We start from the raw sequence: 17396 nt of genomic DNA on the forward strand, positions 1-17396 counted from the left end.
TGGCGGTAGGCGCCTTCGAAGTCGACGTCGCCCAGGCGGCCGACACCGCGCAGCTCGCAGGAGGCCGTGCGGGCCTTGAGGTGGGAGCCGGCGGGACCGCGTCGTTCACCGGCCGGGCCCGTACTCAGGCCGCCGTCACGTGGCTGGCAGCGGTCTCCAGGGCCGCGCCGGCCTGGTCGGCGAGGGTGACGGCGACGAGGAGGGCCTGGCGATCGGGGACAGCGCCGGGACCGGGGGTGAGCATGAAGCGGCCGACGTACCTGCCGTGGGCGAACACCCGCAGTTCCACGTCCTCGGCGGGCATGCCCAGGTCCTCGGTCGGCCACGGCTTGCGGCCGACGACGATCGAGCCGTCGTGCTCCAGGCGCGGCGGGTGGCCGATGAGGGAGCCGTCCTCGTACCGGCAGGCCCGCAGGCCTAGGAGGTCGGCCAGCTGGGCCCGGACGTGGTCCACCACGGCCGGGGCGGGTTTCGAGCGGGCCAGGACGGCCGCGTCGTGGATCCGCGCGAGGTACCCGGCGTCGGTGACCGCGATGACCTCGAACCTCCGCGACCGGGCCGCGAGTTGGGACACCGCGAGGCCGACCGCGAGCAGCAGGACCGCCGTCGTGATGTCGGACGAGTCGCTGATGCCGAACCGCTCGTAGGGGCGGGTGAAGAAGAAGTCGAACCAGGCGGCGGCGCTCAGCGCGGCCACCGCGCCTGCCAGCCGGTGCCCCACTGCGGCCACCGCAACCACCGCCACGACCAGCAGCAGGGCGACATTCGTGTTGGCCAGGTGTCCGCGCGCCGGCAACAGCACCGCGCTCAGCGCGAGCGGAATCAGCACGGCAGCCACCAGGGAAAGCGGTCCCGCCATCAGGCGCCGAAGACCATGAACGTGCCGAACGAACCGGGGCATCACGCACCTCCTGCCTTCCGGTGTAGCAGGCCGCGGGCGGGAGACAAGCGTTTGAGGAGGCCTTGACGCGATTCTTGCGCGCCGAGGTCGAGATGAGTGACGTCGTGCTCCCGCTGCGCCCGACCCCCGCCTACGTCACCCTCGCCACGAGTGCCGCGCTGGCCCTCGCCCGGTACGCGGGGACTTCGGCGGGCGTCGGCGCACGCTGAGGCGGTCCGCCGGGCGCCGCCGCGCCCGGCGGACGAGGAGGGTGGATCAGGAAGCCGTCAGCTGCCGGTGGATGCCCCACAGGTCCAGCTGGGCCCACTGGCCGGTCACCAGGCCGCCCTTGACGTTGACGATGCGGATGGCCTGGAAGGAGACCTTCCGCCCGGTCGCAGGCCACTCCAGGAACTGTCCGACGTGAGTGGCCTCGACGCGGAAGCGGATGGTGACCGCGTCCGCACCCTCGACCACCTGCTCCTCGAACATCCGCAGGTCGGCCCAGGGCTTGACCATGTTCTTCTCGTAGTGGCCGAGCGCCTCGGTGAAGTCGGTCAGCCAGCCGGTCAGGCCCAGGCACTTCTCCCGCCAGTTCGCGGCGTCGATCAGGCGGGTGGCGCCCTCGATGTCGCCCGCGAGCAGGCAGTCGTTCCACTCCCGGTAGATCTCCAGCGGGGTGCGCTCAGCCATCGAGCACCCCCGCGGTCTGCCGCCAGATCATTCCGTTCCTCAGCATCATGACCCCCACCGTCTCCTTTCTTCGCCCACCGATTTCCATGGCCGCCCGATAGAGGATCGTCCCGTCGAATTCCACGAGGGAACGCAATTCCAGAAGGCGGGGTTCGAGCGTGAAATATGACGCGAATGCGTCACGTATTCGATCCGGCCCGGAAAAGACTCCGTCGAATCGGAGCAGGACCGCGTTCGGGTGGTAGTTCTCCAGCAACCCGTCGAGATCGCGCCTGCCCAGGCAGTCGAGCTGCCGGTCGAAGACCGCGCGGGCGCCGGAGGGGTCCGGGTGCGTCACGATGATGGTCCTTCCTGGCACGCTGCCGGCTGCCGGCTGCCCTCGACGGGGATGCGCACCACCATCCGGGTGCCGTCCGGCCCCGAGCGGACGGTGATCGAGCCGTGGTGGCGCCGGGTGACGATGCGGTAGGACAGGTGCAGCCCGAGGCCCGTGCCCTTCCCGACGTCCTTGGTGGTGTAGAAGGGCTCGAAGATCCTCGGGACGGTCTCGGCGGGGATGCCGGGGCCGGTGTCGCCGACCTCCACCGCGACGCAGCCGCCCTCCCGGCGGGTGCGCAGGGTCAGCGTCCCCGCGCCCGCCATGGCGTCCACCGCGTTGTCGACGAGGTTGGTCCACACCTGGTTGAGCTCGCTCGGACGCCCACGGACCGCGGGCACGTCCGGCCCGTAGTCGCGGACGACCCGCACACCCCGCAGCTTCGGCCGCAGCACCGCCAGGGTGGCCTCCAGGCCGTCCGTGAGGGAGAGCTCCTGCTCCGGCGCCCGGTCCAGGTTGGCGTAGTCCCGGGTAGCCGCCACCAGCGCCGAGATTCGCGGCCCCGCGGCCTTCAACTGCTCGGTGAGGGAACGGACTTCGAGGACTGCTGCGAGGTGGTCGAGAGCCTGCGGCAGGGTGGCCGGGCGCAGCGCGGCGGTCCGTTCGGCCAGCCACCTCCGGTCGAGTCCACGCTCGGCCAGCGCGGTGGCGAGCGCGGCGGGCCGGGTGGCACCGTGCTCGGCGGCCCAGTCGGCAAGTTCGTCCTCGGCGTCCGCGAGGCCGAGGGGGTCGGTTTCGTGCGCCGGGGAGGTCCGGTCGATCCGGGCGGCGAGGGCACGGAGTGCGTCCTGTTCCCCGCGGCCGGCGACGCGGCCCCAGGTCTGCGCGGTGCCGATGAGCCGGTCGACGGCCGGGTCGAGGTCGTGGGCGGCGCCGGCCACGGCGGCGGCGGGGTTGTTGAGTTCGTGGGCCAGGCCCGCCGCGAGGGTTCCGAGGGCGGTGACTGTCGCCCGGTTCCTGGCCTGAACCTCGGAGGAGGTGATCCGCCAGGCCAGGACGGGCAGCAGGACGCGGGCCACGCTCGGGCAGCACACCAGCATGTCGAGGAACGCGGGCTTGGCGAGGCTCAGCAGGGCGGTGGGGCCGGCGGCGGTGGCGGTGGCCAGGTAGCCGCCGCCGGTGAGCAGCGGCAGCTCGCCGGTGAAGCGGTGGGCGACCGCGGGTTTGCCGTCGTGGTCGTCGCCCGGGCGCGGGCGGGTGGTGTGCCGGGTGAGCAACTCCTCGCGGCCGTCGACGAGTTTGGTGACGACGAGCTCGCCGTCGAGCAGGACGTGGAAGTGCTCGGCCGGTTCGCCGTCGTGGAAGAGGACCTCGCCGTCGGCCAGGTACCGGTGCTCGGCGGTGGCCGCGAGCCAGGCCAGTTGGTCGTCGGTGAGTTCCGCGAAGAGTCCGATCTCCCGCAGGTGTCCGGCCATGGCCGCCGGGGTCACCGGGCCCCCACCAAGGAGCGCACCGGTGGCCGTGGGGCTCCGAGCCGCCGGTCCTTGCGGGCCAGTACGGAGATCGCGTGGGCGATGGAGACCAGCGTGGCGTGGTGGTGCCAGCCGCGGAAGGTGCGACCGGAGAAGTCCCGGGCGCCGACGCGGTCGCACACCTCGTACAGGTCGCGGGAGACGCGGCGGGCGAGATTGGCGATGCGGAAGAGGGCGGCGGCGGACAGGTGGCCGAGGTTGGACAGCCAGAACTCGGTCGGCCGGCCGGCGGCCGGGTCGGTCCAGGCGCCGACCAGGTGGTGCGGGCGCACCCTGGCGGGGCGGCCCGCGGGGTCGGTGGCGGTCGGCACGCCGACCCGGCACCCGGCCACCCGGGTGGTCCGGCGGCGCAGGCCGCCGAGATCCCGCCATTCGACGGCGCCGGCCTGTTCCCGCATCGCCTCGATCAGCCGGGCCGCCGGGAACACCCGCCCGCCGCCCGAGGCCTCGACGACGGGCACGGAGCCGTCGATCCGGAGGACGAAGGGGATCCGGCGGCCGGTGAGGACGGTGCTCACCTCGTGGACATCGGAAGCGGCCACGGACATCACGACGGGTCTCGGGGGCAGTCGCCAGTCCTCCGTCATCGCGACGACGGAGTCGAGTGCGCACTGCACTGGCGTGCGCGAGCGGACGTGGTCGGGGATGGCCGCGCGTCTGCGCTGCTCGCCGGAGGCCACCCACCGGTCGGGGAGCGCGAGTTGCCAGTCCACCGGGCAGCTGGTCTCTTCCGAGGCCAGCCAGGTGCTGGAGCTCTGCTGGCAGTTGGCGATGCGGCCGAGGCCTGTGACGTACTGTCGTTCGACGCCGACGGAGTGCTCGCCCGTCTTGAGCACGGTGAGGGGCTCGACGATCCAGGCGCCCGGCTGGATCTCACGTTCCATGTGGCGGGCGAGGGACTGGCGGACCGGCTGCCACTCCCACGGGGAGGTGCTGATGAACTGCTGGAGGCTCTGCATCGCCGCACTGTCGGCTGCGGCCGCGATCCCCTTGATCGTCTTGCGTCCCTCCGCATGGAGGAGTCCGCGGACGTAGAGCTCGCCCCAGCGGCGCTGGTCGCTCCGCGGCACCGAGGCCAGCAGGAGTCCGCAGAGCTCGTCCATGCGGTCCTCGGGCAGCACCCGGGACCCGAAATCGTGAAACCCGGCGTCCACACAAATCCCTCCTCGCAGCTGATGTGCGAATACGAAATAGCGGCGGAAATGAACCAGGCCTTCGAGGCGATCCTTTCGTGATTCCGGCGGGGCACTGACCTGCAGCGTCCATTTAACCGGACAGCCTCCCCTCACCACAGACCCGTCCGCCGTTTTAGCGCGTTCCTTATATGCCGGAGCGAAACCCGACCAACTCGGGCCGTCGTGCGCATTCGCACGAATTCAGTCCCGGGCCAGCGCGGCCTCCTCGTGGTCGAGGTCGCGCATCACCCGGCGCAGGATCTCGTCGTTGATCGAGCCCTGCCGGCGGAGCCGGACCAGGACCGCACGCTCGGTGGCGAGCATCTCCCGGCGCAGCCGGCGGTAGGTCGCGGTGGGGGTCTCCTCCCGCGCGTGCGCCGGGCCGGCTCCGAGTCGCTCCCATGCGGTGAACCGGCGGTGCTCGGCCAGCTCCCTCAGCCGCTCCAGCACGTGTTCGGCCGGATCCTCGTGCCCGCTGCCGACCAGTTCCTCCAGTCGGGCCCAGGAGGCCTGGGCCAGGGCCTCCTGGGCCGCGGCTTCGGCCAGCGCGTCCTGCTGGTCCTGCCGGTGTTCCCGCAGGCCGAGGCGGCGCACGACGGCCGGGAAGGCCGTCTCCTGGAGCAGGAGCGTGCCGAGGACCACCACGAACGCGAGGAACAGGATGAGGTCGCGCCGAGGCAGTGCCTGCGGAACGGCGAAGGCGGCCGCGAGCGAGACCACGCCGCGCGTGCCCGCCCAGGAGACGGCGGCGGGGAACCGCCAGGGCGGCGCCGGGTCCCTCGCCCGGATGCGCGGGGACAGCCGGCGCGGCAGGTACGTCGCCGGGAAGACCCACACGGTCCGCGCCGTCAGGACGGCCGCCAGTACGGCGGTGGCGTAGCCGAGCAGAGCCAGCGGGCCGGTACTGTGCAGCGCGTGGAGGACCGGGCGCAACTGGAGTCCGATCAGGGCGAAGCCGACGGTTTCCAGCACCCTGGTGAGCAGCTTCCAGGTGGAGGCCGCCTGCAGCCGGGTCGCGTGCGAGGAGCCGCTGGAGTGGTGGCCGAGGTAGAGGCCGGCGGCGAGGACGGCCAGGACACCGGAGGCACCGAGCCACTCGGAGATCACGAAGACGGAGAAGGGCACGAGCAGGGACACGGCGTTCTCCGACACGGCGTCGTCGATCCGGCTCAGCAGCACACGCGCCGGGAGAGCGACCAGCAGTCCGACGGCCGCACCCGCCGCCGAGGCGTAGAGGAACTCCGCGACGCCCCCGATCAGGGAGGTGGCGCCGCCCAGGGCAGCTGCCACGGTGATCCGGAAGACCGTCATCCCGGTCGCGTCGTTCACGATGCTCTCCGCCACCAGGATGGTGACGATCCGGCGCGGCAGTCCGAGCCTGCGGGCCGCCGAGACCGCGGCCACCGCGTCCGTCGGGGAGAGGATCGCGCCGAGCACGAATGCCACGGGCCACGGTAGCCCGGGGACGACGCCGTGCGCGACGGCCCCGACGACGAGGGTGGTGAACAGCACCAGGCCGACCGAGAGCAGGCCGATCGGCCGGGCGTTGGCCCGCAGGTCGAGGTAGGAGTTCTCGATCGCGTCCGCGTAGACGAGCGGTGGAGCGAAGAGCACCAGCACGAGGTCGGGGTCCAGCCGGTACTCCGGGACTCCGGGGAGGAAGGAGGCCGCGAGCCCCGCCCCGACCAGTGCGAGAGGAGCCGACAGGCCGAACCGCCGGGCCAGGACGGACACCAGGATCGCGCCGACGGCCAGCGGGAGGACCTCCGTCACGACTGCTCGTCCGGCGTCAGCCAGAGCGCGCTGTGCGCGGGCAGCAGGATCGAGGCGCTGGCCGGGTACCCCTGCCAAGGCCGCGGTTCGGCCCGAACGGCGCCGAGGTTGCCCGCGCCGGTGCCGCCGTAGCCGCAGGCGTCGGTGTTGAGCACCTCCCGCCAGCGGCCCCCGCCGGGTAGCGCGAGCCGAAAGCCCGGTCGGGCGTGCGGGGAGAAGTTGTGGACGCAGACCAGTGGGTGGCCCGTCGTGCCGTACCGGACGAAGGAGAGGAGGCTCTGCTCGGCCGCGTCGGCGTCGATCCAGCGGAAGCCGCCGGGGTCGCGGTCCCGCTGCCACAGCGCGGGGGTGGCGTGGTAGAGCCGGTTGAGGTCGCGGACCAGTTCGCGCACGCCGCGGTGGTCGTCCTCGGCGAGGACGACCCACTCCGTGCCGGCCTCGTGCGACCACTCCGACGGTTGGGCGAACTCCTGCCCCATGAAGAGGAGTTGTTTGCCCGGGTGGGCCCACATGAAGGCCAGGTAGGTGCGCAGGTCGGCGAAGCGCTGCCGCCGGTCGCCGGGGACCTTGCCGAGCAGGGAGCCCTTGAGGTGGACCACCTCGTCGTGGCTGATCGGCAGGACGTAGTGCTCGGTGTGGGCGTAGACCATGGGGAACGTCATCCCGTTGTGGTGATCCCGGCGGCGGGCGGACTCCTGGCACAGGTAGCCGAGGGAGTCGTGCATCCAGCCCATGTTCCACTTGAAATCGAAGCCCAGACCGCCGCTGCCGACGGGCCTGGTGACGCCGTCCCAGGCGGTGGACTCCTCGGCGATGGTGAGCACGCCCGGGCAGTTCCGGTGGAGGATGGTGTTGAGCTCCCGTAGGAGGGCGATCGCCTCCAGGTGTTCGCGCCCGCCGTGGGCGTTGGGCAGCCACTGCCCGTACGGGCGGGAGTAATCGAGGTAGAGCATCGCGGCGACGGCGTCGACGCGCAGGCCGTCGACGTGGAACTCCTCGCACCAGTACAGCGCGTTGGCGATGAGGAAGTTGCGGACCTCGGGGCGGCCGTAGTCGAAGACCAGAGTGCCCCAGTCGGGCTGTTCGGCGCGGCGGGGGTCGGGGTGCTCGTACTGGGCGGTGCCGTCGAAGCGCGCCAGCGCCCAGTCGTCCTTCGGGAAGTGCGCGGGCACCCAGTCGACGATCACACCGATGCCCGCCCGGTGCAGTTCGTCGACCAGGTGCCGGAAGTCGTCGGGCGGGCCGAGGCGGGCGGTGGGGGCGAAGTACGAGGAGACCTGGTAGCCCCAGGAACCGCCGAAGGGGTGCTCGGTGACCGGGAGGAACTCGACGTGGGTGAAGCCCAGGTCCTTGACGTACGGCGGGAGCTCCTCGGCGAGCCGGCGGTACGACAGGCCGGGGCGCCAGGACGGGAGGTGGACCTCGTAGACGCTCATCGGGGCGTCGTGCGGGGAGCGGGCGCCCCGCATGGCGAGCCAGGAGGCGTCGTGCCAGGTGTACCGGGAGCGGTGGATCCGCGAGGCCGTCCTCGGCGGGCACTCGGTGGCGAACGCGAACGGGTCTGCCTTCCGGCGCAGTTGGCCGTCGGCACCGAGGACCTCGTACTTGTAGAGGTCTCCTTCCTCTGCTTCCGGGACGACGGCCTCCCACAGACCGGAGGCGCCCCGCCGCCGCAGGGGGTGCGCGGAGCCGTCCCACCGGTTGAAGTCGCCGATGACGGAGACGGACCGGGCGTTCGGCGCCCAGACGGTGAAGGCGGTGCCACCCGGGCCGGGGTGCGCGCCCATCACCTGCCAGAGCCGCTCGTGCCGCCCCTCGGCGATGAGGTGCAGGTCGAGCTCGCCCGGCAGGGCCACGGCGGTCACGGCGAGGTCCTGGGGTGGACGGCGAGGACGTGGGCCACCTGGTGGCGGGGGTCGAGGCGGACGTAGTCGTCCCGGCCCCACCGGTAGGTCGCTCCGCCGAGTTCGTCGTGCACGTCGAAGGAATCGCCTTCCGTGAGGCCGAGGGCGGGCAGGTCGAGCGACACCGTCCCCTCCTGGGGGCGGCGGGGGTCGAGGTTGACCACGACCAGGACGGTGTCGTCGCCCCGCCGTTTGGAGAAGCAGAGGATCTGCTCGTTGTCACACTCGTGGAAGCGCAGGTTCCGCAGGTGGTGCAGGGCGGGGTGCCGCTCGCGGATCCGGTTGAGCGTGGTGATCAGCGGGGCGAGCGAGCGGCCCTCACGCTCGGCCGCCACCCAGTCGCGCGGGCGGAACTGGTACTTCTCGGAGTCGGCGTACTCCTCACCGCCGGGCGCCGCCGGCGTCGCCTCGCAGAGCTCGAAGCCCGCGTAGACGCCCCACGTGGGCGCGGCCGTGGCGGCGACGACGGCGCGCACCTGGAAGGCCGCGCGTCCGCCGCCCTGGAGGTACCCGGGCAGGATGTCCGGGGTGTTGACGAAGAGGTTGGGCCGCAGGTAGGCCGCCGGCTCCGAGCCGTCTAGTCCGGCCAACTCGCCGAGGTACGACGACAGTTCCTGCTTCGTGTTGCGCCAGGTGAAATACGTGTAGGACTGCTGGAAGCCGATCCGAGCCAGGGTGTGCAGCATGGCCGGGCGGGTGAACGCCTCGGAGAGGAAGAGCACGTCCGGGTCGGTGGCGCGGATGTCGGCGAGCAGACGCTCCCAGAACGGGAGGGGTTTGGTGTGCGGGTTGTCGACGCGGAAGATCCGCACCCCCTGGCCGATCCAGTGACGGAGGACGGCCGCGCAGGCGGCGTGGATGCCGTCGGGGTCGGTGTCGAAGTCGATGGGGAAGATGTCCTGGTACTTCTTGGGCGGGTTCTCCGCGCAGGCGATGCTGCCGTCGGGCCGGCGGCGGAACCACTCGGGGTGTTCGCGCACCCACGGGTGGTCGGGCGAGCACTGGAGCGCGAAGTCCAGGGCCACCTCCAGACCGAGGTCGCGCGCGGTGCGGACGAAGTGCCGGAAGTCGCCCGGGGTGCCGAGCTCCGGATGGACGGCATCGTGGCCGCCGGCGGGCGAGCCGATCGCCCAGGGGGAGCCGGGGTCGTACGGGCCCGCGGTGAGGGTGGTGCCCGGGCCCTTGCGGTGGCTGGTGCCGATCGGGTGGATCGGTGGCAGGTAGACCACCTGGAAACCCATCGCGGCGATGGCGGGCAGCCGGCGCTCGGCCGTCCGGAAGGTGCCGGAGCGCGGCGGGCGGCGCCCGGTGGGATCGAGCAGCGCACCCTCGGAACGCGGGAAGAACTCGTACCAGGCTCCGTAGAGCGCGCGTTCGCGTTCGACCCGCAACGGCAGCTCCGGTGTGGCGGTATGGTGCCCGCCGAGCCGCGCCTCGACGCGGTAGGTCCACTCCCCCGTCGCGTCCGCGACGAACTCCGCCGTGAACAGGTCGGTGCCGCGCACCCGTTGGAGCATCGGCAGCGGTTCCCTTTCCTTCCCGTCCGGATCCGTCACCACCACGTGGGCGGCCGGCTCGTCGTGACCGTCGCAGAAGACCGTCGCGCGGACCTCGACGGGCTCGCCCGGCACCGCCCGTGCAGGGCTCCGGCCGCCGTCCACCGTCGGCCGCACATCGGTGATCTGGACACGACCCGTGATCATCGGTTCTCCGTCACTCCCTCGGTTCACAGCACTGACCGGTAGACGTCGTGGACCTGCCGCGCGACGGCGGCCCAGGAGAAGCGCTCGACCGCCCTGCGGCGGCCGGCCCGGCCCATCGCGCGTGCCCGCGCCGGGTCCGCGAGCAGTTCGTTGATCCGCGCGGCGAAGTCCTTGGCGAAGGTCTCCGGGGCGGCGGGCTCGCCGCCACCGTCCAGCGCGGGAGCCAGAGGTACCAGCAGCCCGGTCTCCCCGTCGGTCACCACCTCGGGGATGCCACCGACGGCCGTGGCGACCACCGGTGTCCCGCAGGCCATCGCCTCCAGGTTGACGATCCCCATCGGCTCGTAGACCGAGGGGCACGCGAACACGTCGGCGTGCGATAGCAGTTGGCGCAGCCGACGGCGATCCAGCGGCCGCTCGACGTGGACCAGGTCCACGCCCGCCTCGGCGGCCTCGTCGGCCTCCCGGTCGAACCGGGCGGCGAGCTCCGGCGTGTCGGGCACGCTCACGCACATCACCAGCTGGGTGCCGGGCGCCAGGTGCGGCGCTGCACGCAGGAGGTGGAACAGCCCCTTCTGCCGGGTGAGCCGGGCCACGCAGACCACCGTCGGGCGGTCGGTGTGGACCCCGAGCCGGGCCAGGTCGGAGGTGTCGCTGTCGGGGGCGAAGTCGTCGGTGTCGATGCCGTTGTGGACCACGACGACGCGGTCAGGGGCGAGTTCGGGGTGGCAGCGCAGCAGGTCGTCCCGCATCGCGCCGGAGACCGCGATGACCCGGTCGGCTCCGAGCAGCGCCGTCCGCTCGCAGAAGGACGAGACGGCGTACCCGCCGCCGAGTTGATCGGCCTTCCACGGGCGCAGCGGCTCCAGGCTGTGCGCGGTGACCACGTGCGGGACACCGTGCATCAGCTTGGCGAGGTGTCCGGCGAGGTTGGCGTACCAGGTGTGGCTGTGCACGACGTCTGCGCCCTCGGCGGCGCGGGCCATGGCCGGCGCGATGCCCAGTGCCTGGACGGCGGGGTTGGCGTCGGTGAGCCCGGCGGGCACCGGGTGCCCGAGGACGCCCAGCTCGGCGCGGGGGCCGCCGAAGCACTGCACCCGCAGATCGACCAGCGGCCGCAGCTGCCGCGCGAGTTCGGTGACGTGGACGCCGGCTCCGCCGTAGACGTGCGGCGGGTACTCGCGGCTCAGGAGGTCCACCCGTGTCATCGCCGCGCCCCCGCCGTCCAGCGCAGCAGGTCCGCGAGCCCGGCCAGGCTGGTGCCCGGCGGGATGTGCGATCCGCCGCGGACGTCCAGGCCGGGAAAGACGCTCACACCACTCAGCCGTGCCCCGGCCCGCACCAGTACGCCGTCCCCGAGCGCGCAGAACTCCTCCAGCACGACGGGCTGCTCCAGCCGGGACCGGATCTCGACGTTGGCCCCGAGGAAGGCGTCCGAGATCCGCGCGCCGGGCCCGATGATGCTGTCGTCGCCGCAGGCGACGCCGCACAGGACGCTCGCCTCGCCGAGGTCGACGCCATTGCCGATGTCCGAGGCCGTCAGGCTGACGCCGGGCCCGATCTCCACGTCCCGGCCGATCCGAACGTCCGGACCGATCCGGACGGTGCCGTCGGCGAGCTTCTCGGCCAGGGTCCGGCCGGTGGCCTGGTCCTTGAGCAGGAGGCTGCTCGGATGGATGCGGGCCCGGGCGAGCGGGCTGACGGGCGGATCGATCCGCCCGCTGAGCGCCGGGTACTCGTCGCGGAGCACCTCCCGCAACGTCGTCAGGTAGTCCCGCGGGCTGCCGAGGTCCCCGAACTTGGCGATCGGGTGCGCGGCCACCCGGTGGCCGTGCCGCACCAGGTACGGCAGCAGGTCACCGCCCCAATCCAGGCTTCGGCGGGCCAGTGCCGCGAGCTCCGGCTCCCGGCCGGCCAGGCGCAGCCGGTCGCAGTCGATCAGGTACATCCCGGCATTGGTCTCGACCCGGGGACCGAGCGCCTCGACGGCCGGCAGGGCAGGCTTCTCGACGAAGCGGCGCACCAGCCCGTTCGCTCCGCGTTCCACCACCCCGTACTTGCCGGCCGCCTCGGCGGCCGTGCGCAGCACCGTCGCCACGGTAACGACCGCGTCGCCGGCCCGGTGGGCACGCACCATGCCCGGCAGGTCGACGTCGAAGACCGAGTCGGACGGGAAGACCAGCGCCAGTCCGCCGAGGTCCCAGTACTCCAGGCAGCGCAGCGTCGCCTCCCCGGAGCCGGTGTTGCTCCGGTCGAAGCGGGTGCGCGAGTAGCGGACCGAGACGCCCAGGCGTTCGCCGTGTTCCAGGATCGCCTTCGTCTGGGCACGGTTCTCGCCGCCGTTGGCCGCCACGAAGTACCGATCGACGCCCTGGCTCTGCAGGGTCTCGACGGCCCACTCGATCAGGCTGCGCCCGACCAGGTGCATCGCGGCCTTGCTGCGCAGGTGGTCCGGGGAGTTCAGGGTCAGCGGCCTGGCCCGGACCCCACGCCCTCCGACCAGGGCGATCGCGGACAGCCTTTCCATCGTTGCCGTCACCTCCGTCCGCCCTGCGCGAGCAGGGCGGGAATCATCGAACGGAACTCCCCCACCAGCGGATGGTCCGGGTGGGCCTCGGCGAACAGCCGCGCTCCGGCGGCCTTCGCCATGTCGGGTTCGTAGGGCAGCACGGCCAGGGGCGGGCAGCCGAACGCCGCCTCGGCACGCTGCCCGGCCGCCTCGCCGGGGACGCCCGGCGGGACCATGTTCACCACCAGGGTCCGGCGGGGAGCCCCGAGTTGCTGCGTGAACTCGATGGTCTCGCCGGCTCCGGCGAGGTCGAGGGGGCAGGATCTGGTGACCACGGCGACGGTCCCGGCGCTGGCGACAGCCGTCATGGTCTCGTTGTTGATGCCGGCGTGGGTGTCGAGCAGCAGGACGTCGAGTCCGAGCACGTCGGTCAGCCGGTCGAACCCCTCGCGAAGCAGGCCGACGTCGTAGCCCTGGGCGATGATCTCGTGGATGCCGGAGGCCTCGGCCCGGGCGGGCACCAGGAACAGCTCACCGCCGTCGGAGGGCAGGGCGAGGACGGCGTCCTCGACCTCGCACCGGCCGATCAGGTAGTCGGCGAGGCTTCGGCACAGGCCGGGATCGCCCGTCCCGAAGAGGATGTGGGCGGCCGGCGACTGGATGTCGGTGTCCACCAGCGCCACCCTGCGGCCCTCGTCGGCCATCAGCCGGGCGAGGTTCGCCGCGATGCTGGACCGTCCGGTCCCGCCGCGGTGCGAGTGCATTGCGATGATCTGTGCCATCTGTTCCCGTCTCCGCCCTGTCTCTGCGATCCCGGCTCCGGTCAGGCGGCCGTGCGGTGGACGGCCATCATGGTGATGTCGTCGTGCTGTTCGGCCGAGCCGCTGTGCGCGCGTAGCGCCGTCTCCATCCGCTCCAGCAGCGCGCGGCCTGAGCCGGCGGGCTCGGACAGCAGGTCGAGCACCCGATCGTCGCCGAAGAACCGCCCCTGCTCGTCCCGCGCCTCGGGGACGCCGTCGGTGTAGACGAACAGCGTGTCCCCCGGCCGGACCTGCGCGTGTCCGAGGGCGAAGGTGCAGTCCGGGATCACCCCTACGGCCGGCCCTGTGGGCTCCAGCGGCCGGGGCTCGCCACCCTCCCGCGGGACCAGCAGTGGCGGGTTGTGCCCGCCGTTGATGTAGACGAGGTTGCCGGTGACCGGGTCGAGGACGCTGAAGAACATCGTCGCGAAGTAGCCCTGGCCACTGTGGTTGCGGGTGAGGTATCCGTTCGTGCCGACCACCGCGTTCATCAGCGGAGTGGCACCGACCACCGGGATCAGGTCGGCGCCGTCGCCGGGGGCGAGGGCGGCCGTCATCAGGCTCTGCAGCCCGCTGTGCTCGGCGGTGTGCCGCAGGAGGCTGCGGATGAGGGCCATGAACAGCGCGGCGCCCACGCCCTTGTCGCACACGTCGGCCACCACGAGCGCGATCCGGCGGCGGTTGACCAGTTCGAAGGCGTCGTAGAAGTCGCCCGCGACCTTGCGGGCGGGGCGGAAGCGCACGTCGAGGTCCCAGCCGTCCGGGGCCGGCAGGTCCTCCGGCAGGAAGCCCTCCTGGATCTCCCGGCCGATCTGCAACTCACGCTCGTAGCTGATGAGTTCGGCTTGCGCTTCGAGCTCCTCCATGTTCTGGCCGAGTTCGGCCCGCTCGTAGCAGCTGCGCAGCCGGGCCCGGACCAGGGGCGGGAGGAACGGCGGCACGAGGTAGTCGTGGCCGAGGCGCACGTGCTGCTCGATCGCGTCGAAGTCCCGCTCGGCATAGACGACGACGATCGGCCGGGGACCGCTCTCGGCCAGCACGCGGCTCACCTCGCGGACCTCTCTCGGCGGCATGGCGGCCGGCGCGAGCAGGACCTCCGCCGCCAGGGCCGTCGGTTCGGCGAGCGCCTGCCCGGGGGTTCGGACGTCGACCGTCACGCCCTCCTCGGCCAGCGCGCCGAGCAGTCGGGCGGGCGGTCTGCATTCCGGGTGCAGGAGGAGGGCGGTGACGCCGGACATCTGGGCCTCTATTCCGTGGGGTCGGCCTGGTGATCGCGTCGGATCACGAGGAGGCTGGTGTTGTGACCGTCGGTGCGGGTGTGCTGGTAGTCGTCGAGGGCGATCAGGGCGAGGTGGATGCCGAGCCCGCCGATCGGGCGTTGCGCCAGCGGAAGTCCGATGTGGGGGTCCGGTCGGGCGGCGCCGGGGTCGAAGGGGGGCGCATCGTCCTCCAGCCGGATCCACGCGGTCTGCGCGTCCATGCCCGTCGTGATCCGCAACTCGCCGTCGCGGCCCCGGTATCCGTGCAGGACGGCGTTGGTGGCCAGTTCGTCGACGGCCAGCCGGAGCCGGTAGGCCGCTTCCGGAGGGAGTCCGGCCCGGACGGCGAAGGCGAGGACGTAGCGCGCGAGTTCGTCGAGCGAGTCCAGTGCGGCAGGCAGCCGGAGCGCTGTCATCCGTTCGGCCCGCCCGGTGTCAGGCGTCGACGAGGGTGACACTGCAATCGAAGCCCGCTTGTCGGATCGTCCGGGCCACGGGAGCGATCGCGCCAAGGACGGTGATCCGGACGTCGTCGCCCAGCTTCTGCCGGGCGAAGACCAGGGAGCGCAGACCGGCACTGGCCATGTACGTCAACCGGTGTGCGCGGATGACCAGTTCGCGCACGCCGGCGGCCGCGGCCTGCTCGATGGTGTCGTGGAAGGCGGGGGCGCTGGCGGCATCCAGCTCGCCGGTAAGGTCGATGGTCGCGGCTTGGCCGGTGGTGCTGACGGTGACGGTGAGCGGCACTGTGGGTTCCTCTCCGAGGGGTCTCAGGTCGTGGGGCGGGCGAGCAGGATCACGGTCGAGCGCGGGCCGATCCGGTAGCGGTCCGGCACGGCGAGCGTGGTCTCCGCGGTCGGCGGGTTGATGTCGTGCGGCGGCTCGGCGGAGGTGTCCGCGACCAGGTGCCAGGACGTTCCGGGCGCCGGCGCCGGGAGTTCGAGCTCGTGCGCCTCCCAGTGCGCGTTGGCCGCGAGGTGGATCCGCTCGTCGCCCTGCGCGAACGTGACGGCCAGCAGGCGGCACCCGGCGGACCAGTCGGGCTCGCCGGCCCGGACGCCGTGCCAGCTGACGCCGCAGGTGGGGTGCGCGGCGCTGCGCAGCACGGGGTGAGCGTGGCGGAAGGCGATCAGGGAGCGGACGAAGCGGTGCAGCCCGGCGTTGGCGTCGAGCAGGCTCCAGTCGAGCCAGGAGAGTTCGTTGTCCTGGCAGTAGGTGTTGTTGTTGCCGCGCTGGGTGCGCGCCATCTCGTCGCCGGCCAGCAGCATGGGCACGCCGTGGCTGGTGAGCAGGAGCGCCAGGGCGTTCTTCATCTGGCGGGTGCGCAGTCGCAGGATCTCCGGGTCGTCGGTCGGGCCCTCGGCGCCGCAGTTCCAGCTGTGGTTGTCGTTCGCGCCGTCGCGCCCGGCCTCGCCGTTGGCCTCGTTGTGCTTGTCGTTGTAGGTGACGAGGTCGTGCAGGGTGAAGCCGTCGTGGGCGGTCACGAAGTTGACGGAGGCGGCCGTGCCGCGCCCGGTGTACAGGTCGGGCGAGCCGACGATGCGGGTGGCGAGTTCGCCGACGGTGGCGGGGTCGCCCTTGAGGAAGCGGCGGACGGCGTCGCGGTACTTGCCGTTCCACTCGGCGAACCGCCCGTAGGAGGGGAAGCTGCCCACCTCGTAGAGGCCGGCGGCGTCCCAGGCCTCGGCGATGAGCTTGCAGTGGCGAAGCACCGGGTCGTGGGCGAGCTGTTCGAGCAGCGGCGGGTTGGCGAGCGGTGTGCCGTCGGGGGCACGGTCGAGGATGGCGGCGAGGTCGAACCGGAAGCCGTCGACGTGGTACTGGGCGACCCAGTGGCGCAGGCAGTTGAGGACGAAGTCCCGCACCACGGGGTGGTTGCAGTTGACGGTGTTCCCGGTGCCGCTGAAGTTGTAGTAGTCGCCGTCCGGCGTGAGCATGTAGTAGGTCGCGTTGTCCAGGCCGCGGAAGGAGAGGGTGGGCCCCTGCTCGTTGCCCTCGGCCGTGTGGTTGAAGACGACGTCGAGGACGACCTCGATGCCGGCCGTGTGCAGGTCCTTGACCAGGCTCTTGAACTCGTCGGCCTGCATGCCGAACCGTCCGGTGGCCGCGTAGCCGGCCTTGGGGGCGAAGAAGCCCACGGTGTTGTAGCCCCAGTAGTCGAGCAGCGGCTCGCCCGTCACCGGGTCGGTGCGCGGGTTGTCGTGCTCGTCGAACTCGAAGACGGGCATCAGCTCCACGCAGTTGACGCCGAGTTCCCTGAGGTAGGGGATCTTCTCGCGCAGTCCCGCGTACGTGCCGGGGGCGGACACGCCGGAGGACGGGTGGCAGGTGAAACCGCGGACGTGCAACTCGTAGACCACCAGGTCCTCGGTGGGGATGCCCGGCGGCGCGTCGTCGCCCCAGTCGAAGTCGTCCGGCACGAGCCGGGAGCGGTAGGGGCAGAGGCGGTCGCGGTCCGGTTCGGCGCCCCACACGTCGCGTCCCGCGATCGTGCGGGCGTACGGGTCGGTGAGGACACGGCTCGGGTCGAAGCGGTCACCGTGGGCCGGGTCGAACGGGCCGTCGGCCCGGAAGCCGTACTCCACTGTCTCGGGGTCCAGCCCGAACACGGTCATCGCGAAGACGCTGCCGATCCGGAACTCCGCGGGGAACTCCAGCTCGGCGGCCGGCTCGGCCTCCCCGGGCCGGAAGAGCACGAGCCACATCCGGGTGGCGCGGTCGGAGTAGACCGAGAAGTTGATCCCGCCGGGGACGGCGGTCGCGCCGAAGGGCAGCGGGTTCCCGGCCCGGACGCCGTACCCGGCGATGGCCCGGGTCGGGTAGGCGTCGATCCGCTCCGGGCTCATGCGCCC

General features: G+C 72.3%; 16 protein-coding genes. 1 reads left to right on the forward strand and 15 read right to left on the reverse strand.

The features are described from left to right. Nucleotides 1–124: 124 nt before the first annotated feature. The gene (locus AB0C76_RS36285) at nt 125–829 is read right to left on the reverse strand and encodes a DUF4118 domain-containing protein (protein ID WP_359973914.1); all 705 of its coding nucleotides are present in this window, start codon (nt 827–829) and stop codon (nt 125–127) included. 134 nt (nt 830–963) lie between these two features. On the opposite strand from AB0C76_RS36285, the gene AB0C76_RS36290 reads away from it, so the two are divergent. Then, a complete protein-coding gene (locus AB0C76_RS36290) occupies nt 964–1110 on the forward strand; it encodes a hypothetical protein (RefSeq protein WP_359973916.1) in 147 nt (48 codons plus the stop codon). A 46-nt stretch (nt 1111–1156) separates the two neighbouring features. Here the strand turns inward: AB0C76_RS36290 and AB0C76_RS36295 are convergent, their stop codons facing one another. From AB0C76_RS36295 to glgX, 14 genes are all read right to left on the reverse strand, one after another. Next, nucleotides 1157–1573: an ester cyclase gene (locus AB0C76_RS36295; protein ID WP_359973918.1), complete on the reverse strand. Its 417-nt coding sequence runs from the start codon at nt 1571–1573 to the stop codon at nt 1157–1159. Then, the gene (locus AB0C76_RS36300; protein WP_359973919.1) at nt 1566–1910 is read right to left on the reverse strand and encodes a nuclear transport factor 2 family protein; all 345 of its coding nucleotides are present in this window, start codon (nt 1908–1910) and stop codon (nt 1566–1568) included. Before AB0C76_RS36300 ends, AB0C76_RS36295 begins: the two co-directional genes overlap by 8 nt. After that, a complete protein-coding gene (locus AB0C76_RS36305; RefSeq protein ID WP_359973921.1) occupies nt 1907–3364 on the reverse strand; it encodes an ATP-binding protein in 1458 nt (485 codons plus the stop codon). Before AB0C76_RS36305 ends, AB0C76_RS36300 begins: the two co-directional genes overlap by 4 nt. Nucleotides 3365–3375: 11 nt before the next feature. After that, on the reverse strand, nt 3376–4575 hold the full coding sequence (locus AB0C76_RS36310) for a transposase (protein WP_359973923.1): 1200 nt from the start codon (nt 4573–4575) through the stop codon (nt 3376–3378). Nucleotides 4576–4797: 222 nt separating this feature from the next. Continuing rightward, nucleotides 4798–6369: a Na+/H+ antiporter gene (locus AB0C76_RS36315; protein ID WP_359973925.1), complete on the reverse strand. Its 1572-nt coding sequence runs from the start codon at nt 6367–6369 to the stop codon at nt 4798–4800. Beyond that, nucleotides 6366–8234 (reverse strand): 1,4-alpha-glucan branching protein GlgB, encoded by a 1869-nt coding sequence (gene glgB / locus AB0C76_RS36320; RefSeq protein WP_359973927.1) that lies wholly within the window; start codon nt 8232–8234, stop codon nt 6366–6368. Before glgB ends, AB0C76_RS36315 begins: the two co-directional genes overlap by 4 nt. Next, on the reverse strand, nt 8231–9976 hold the full coding sequence (locus AB0C76_RS36325; protein ID WP_359973929.1) for a maltotransferase domain-containing protein: 1746 nt from the start codon (nt 9974–9976) through the stop codon (nt 8231–8233). Before AB0C76_RS36325 ends, glgB begins: the two co-directional genes overlap by 4 nt. Before the next feature lie 23 nt (nt 9977–9999). After that, on the reverse strand, nt 10000–11175 hold the full coding sequence (gene glgA / locus AB0C76_RS36330) for a glycogen synthase (protein ID WP_359973978.1): 1176 nt from the start codon (nt 11173–11175) through the stop codon (nt 10000–10002). Between the two features lie 5 nt (nt 11176–11180). Continuing rightward, nucleotides 11181–12503, reverse strand: coding sequence for an NDP-sugar synthase (locus AB0C76_RS36335; RefSeq protein ID WP_359973931.1), 1323 nt, complete (start codon nt 12501–12503; stop codon nt 11181–11183). Nucleotides 12504–12511: 8 nt separating this feature from the next. Next, nucleotides 12512–13267 carry a MinD/ParA family protein gene (locus AB0C76_RS36340; protein WP_359973933.1) on the reverse strand — a complete coding sequence of 252 codons (756 nt, stop codon included), beginning with the start codon at nt 13265–13267 and terminating at the stop codon, nt 12512–12514. 41 nt (nt 13268–13308) lie between these two features. Beyond that, nucleotides 13309–14523: a SpoIIE family protein phosphatase gene (locus AB0C76_RS36345; protein ID WP_359973935.1), complete on the reverse strand. Its 1215-nt coding sequence runs from the start codon at nt 14521–14523 to the stop codon at nt 13309–13311. An 8-nt stretch (nt 14524–14531) separates the two neighbouring features. Beyond that, a complete protein-coding gene (locus AB0C76_RS36350; RefSeq protein ID WP_359973937.1) occupies nt 14532–14960 on the reverse strand; it encodes an ATP-binding protein in 429 nt (142 codons plus the stop codon). Nucleotides 14961–14979: 19 nt separating this feature from the next. Continuing rightward, nucleotides 14980–15291, reverse strand: a complete 312-nt coding sequence (locus AB0C76_RS36355) for an STAS domain-containing protein (protein ID WP_359973939.1) — start codon at nt 15289–15291, stop codon at nt 14980–14982. A 23-nt stretch (nt 15292–15314) separates the two neighbouring features. Beyond that, nucleotides 15315–17390: a glycogen debranching protein GlgX gene (glgX, locus tag AB0C76_RS36360; protein ID WP_359973941.1), complete on the reverse strand. Its 2076-nt coding sequence runs from the start codon at nt 17388–17390 to the stop codon at nt 15315–15317. Nucleotides 17391–17396: the final 6 nt, after the last annotated feature.

This window comes from Kitasatospora sp. NPDC048722, assembly GCF_040650235.1.
Taxonomy (GTDB): Bacteria; Actinomycetota; Actinomycetes; order Streptomycetales; family Streptomycetaceae; genus Kitasatospora.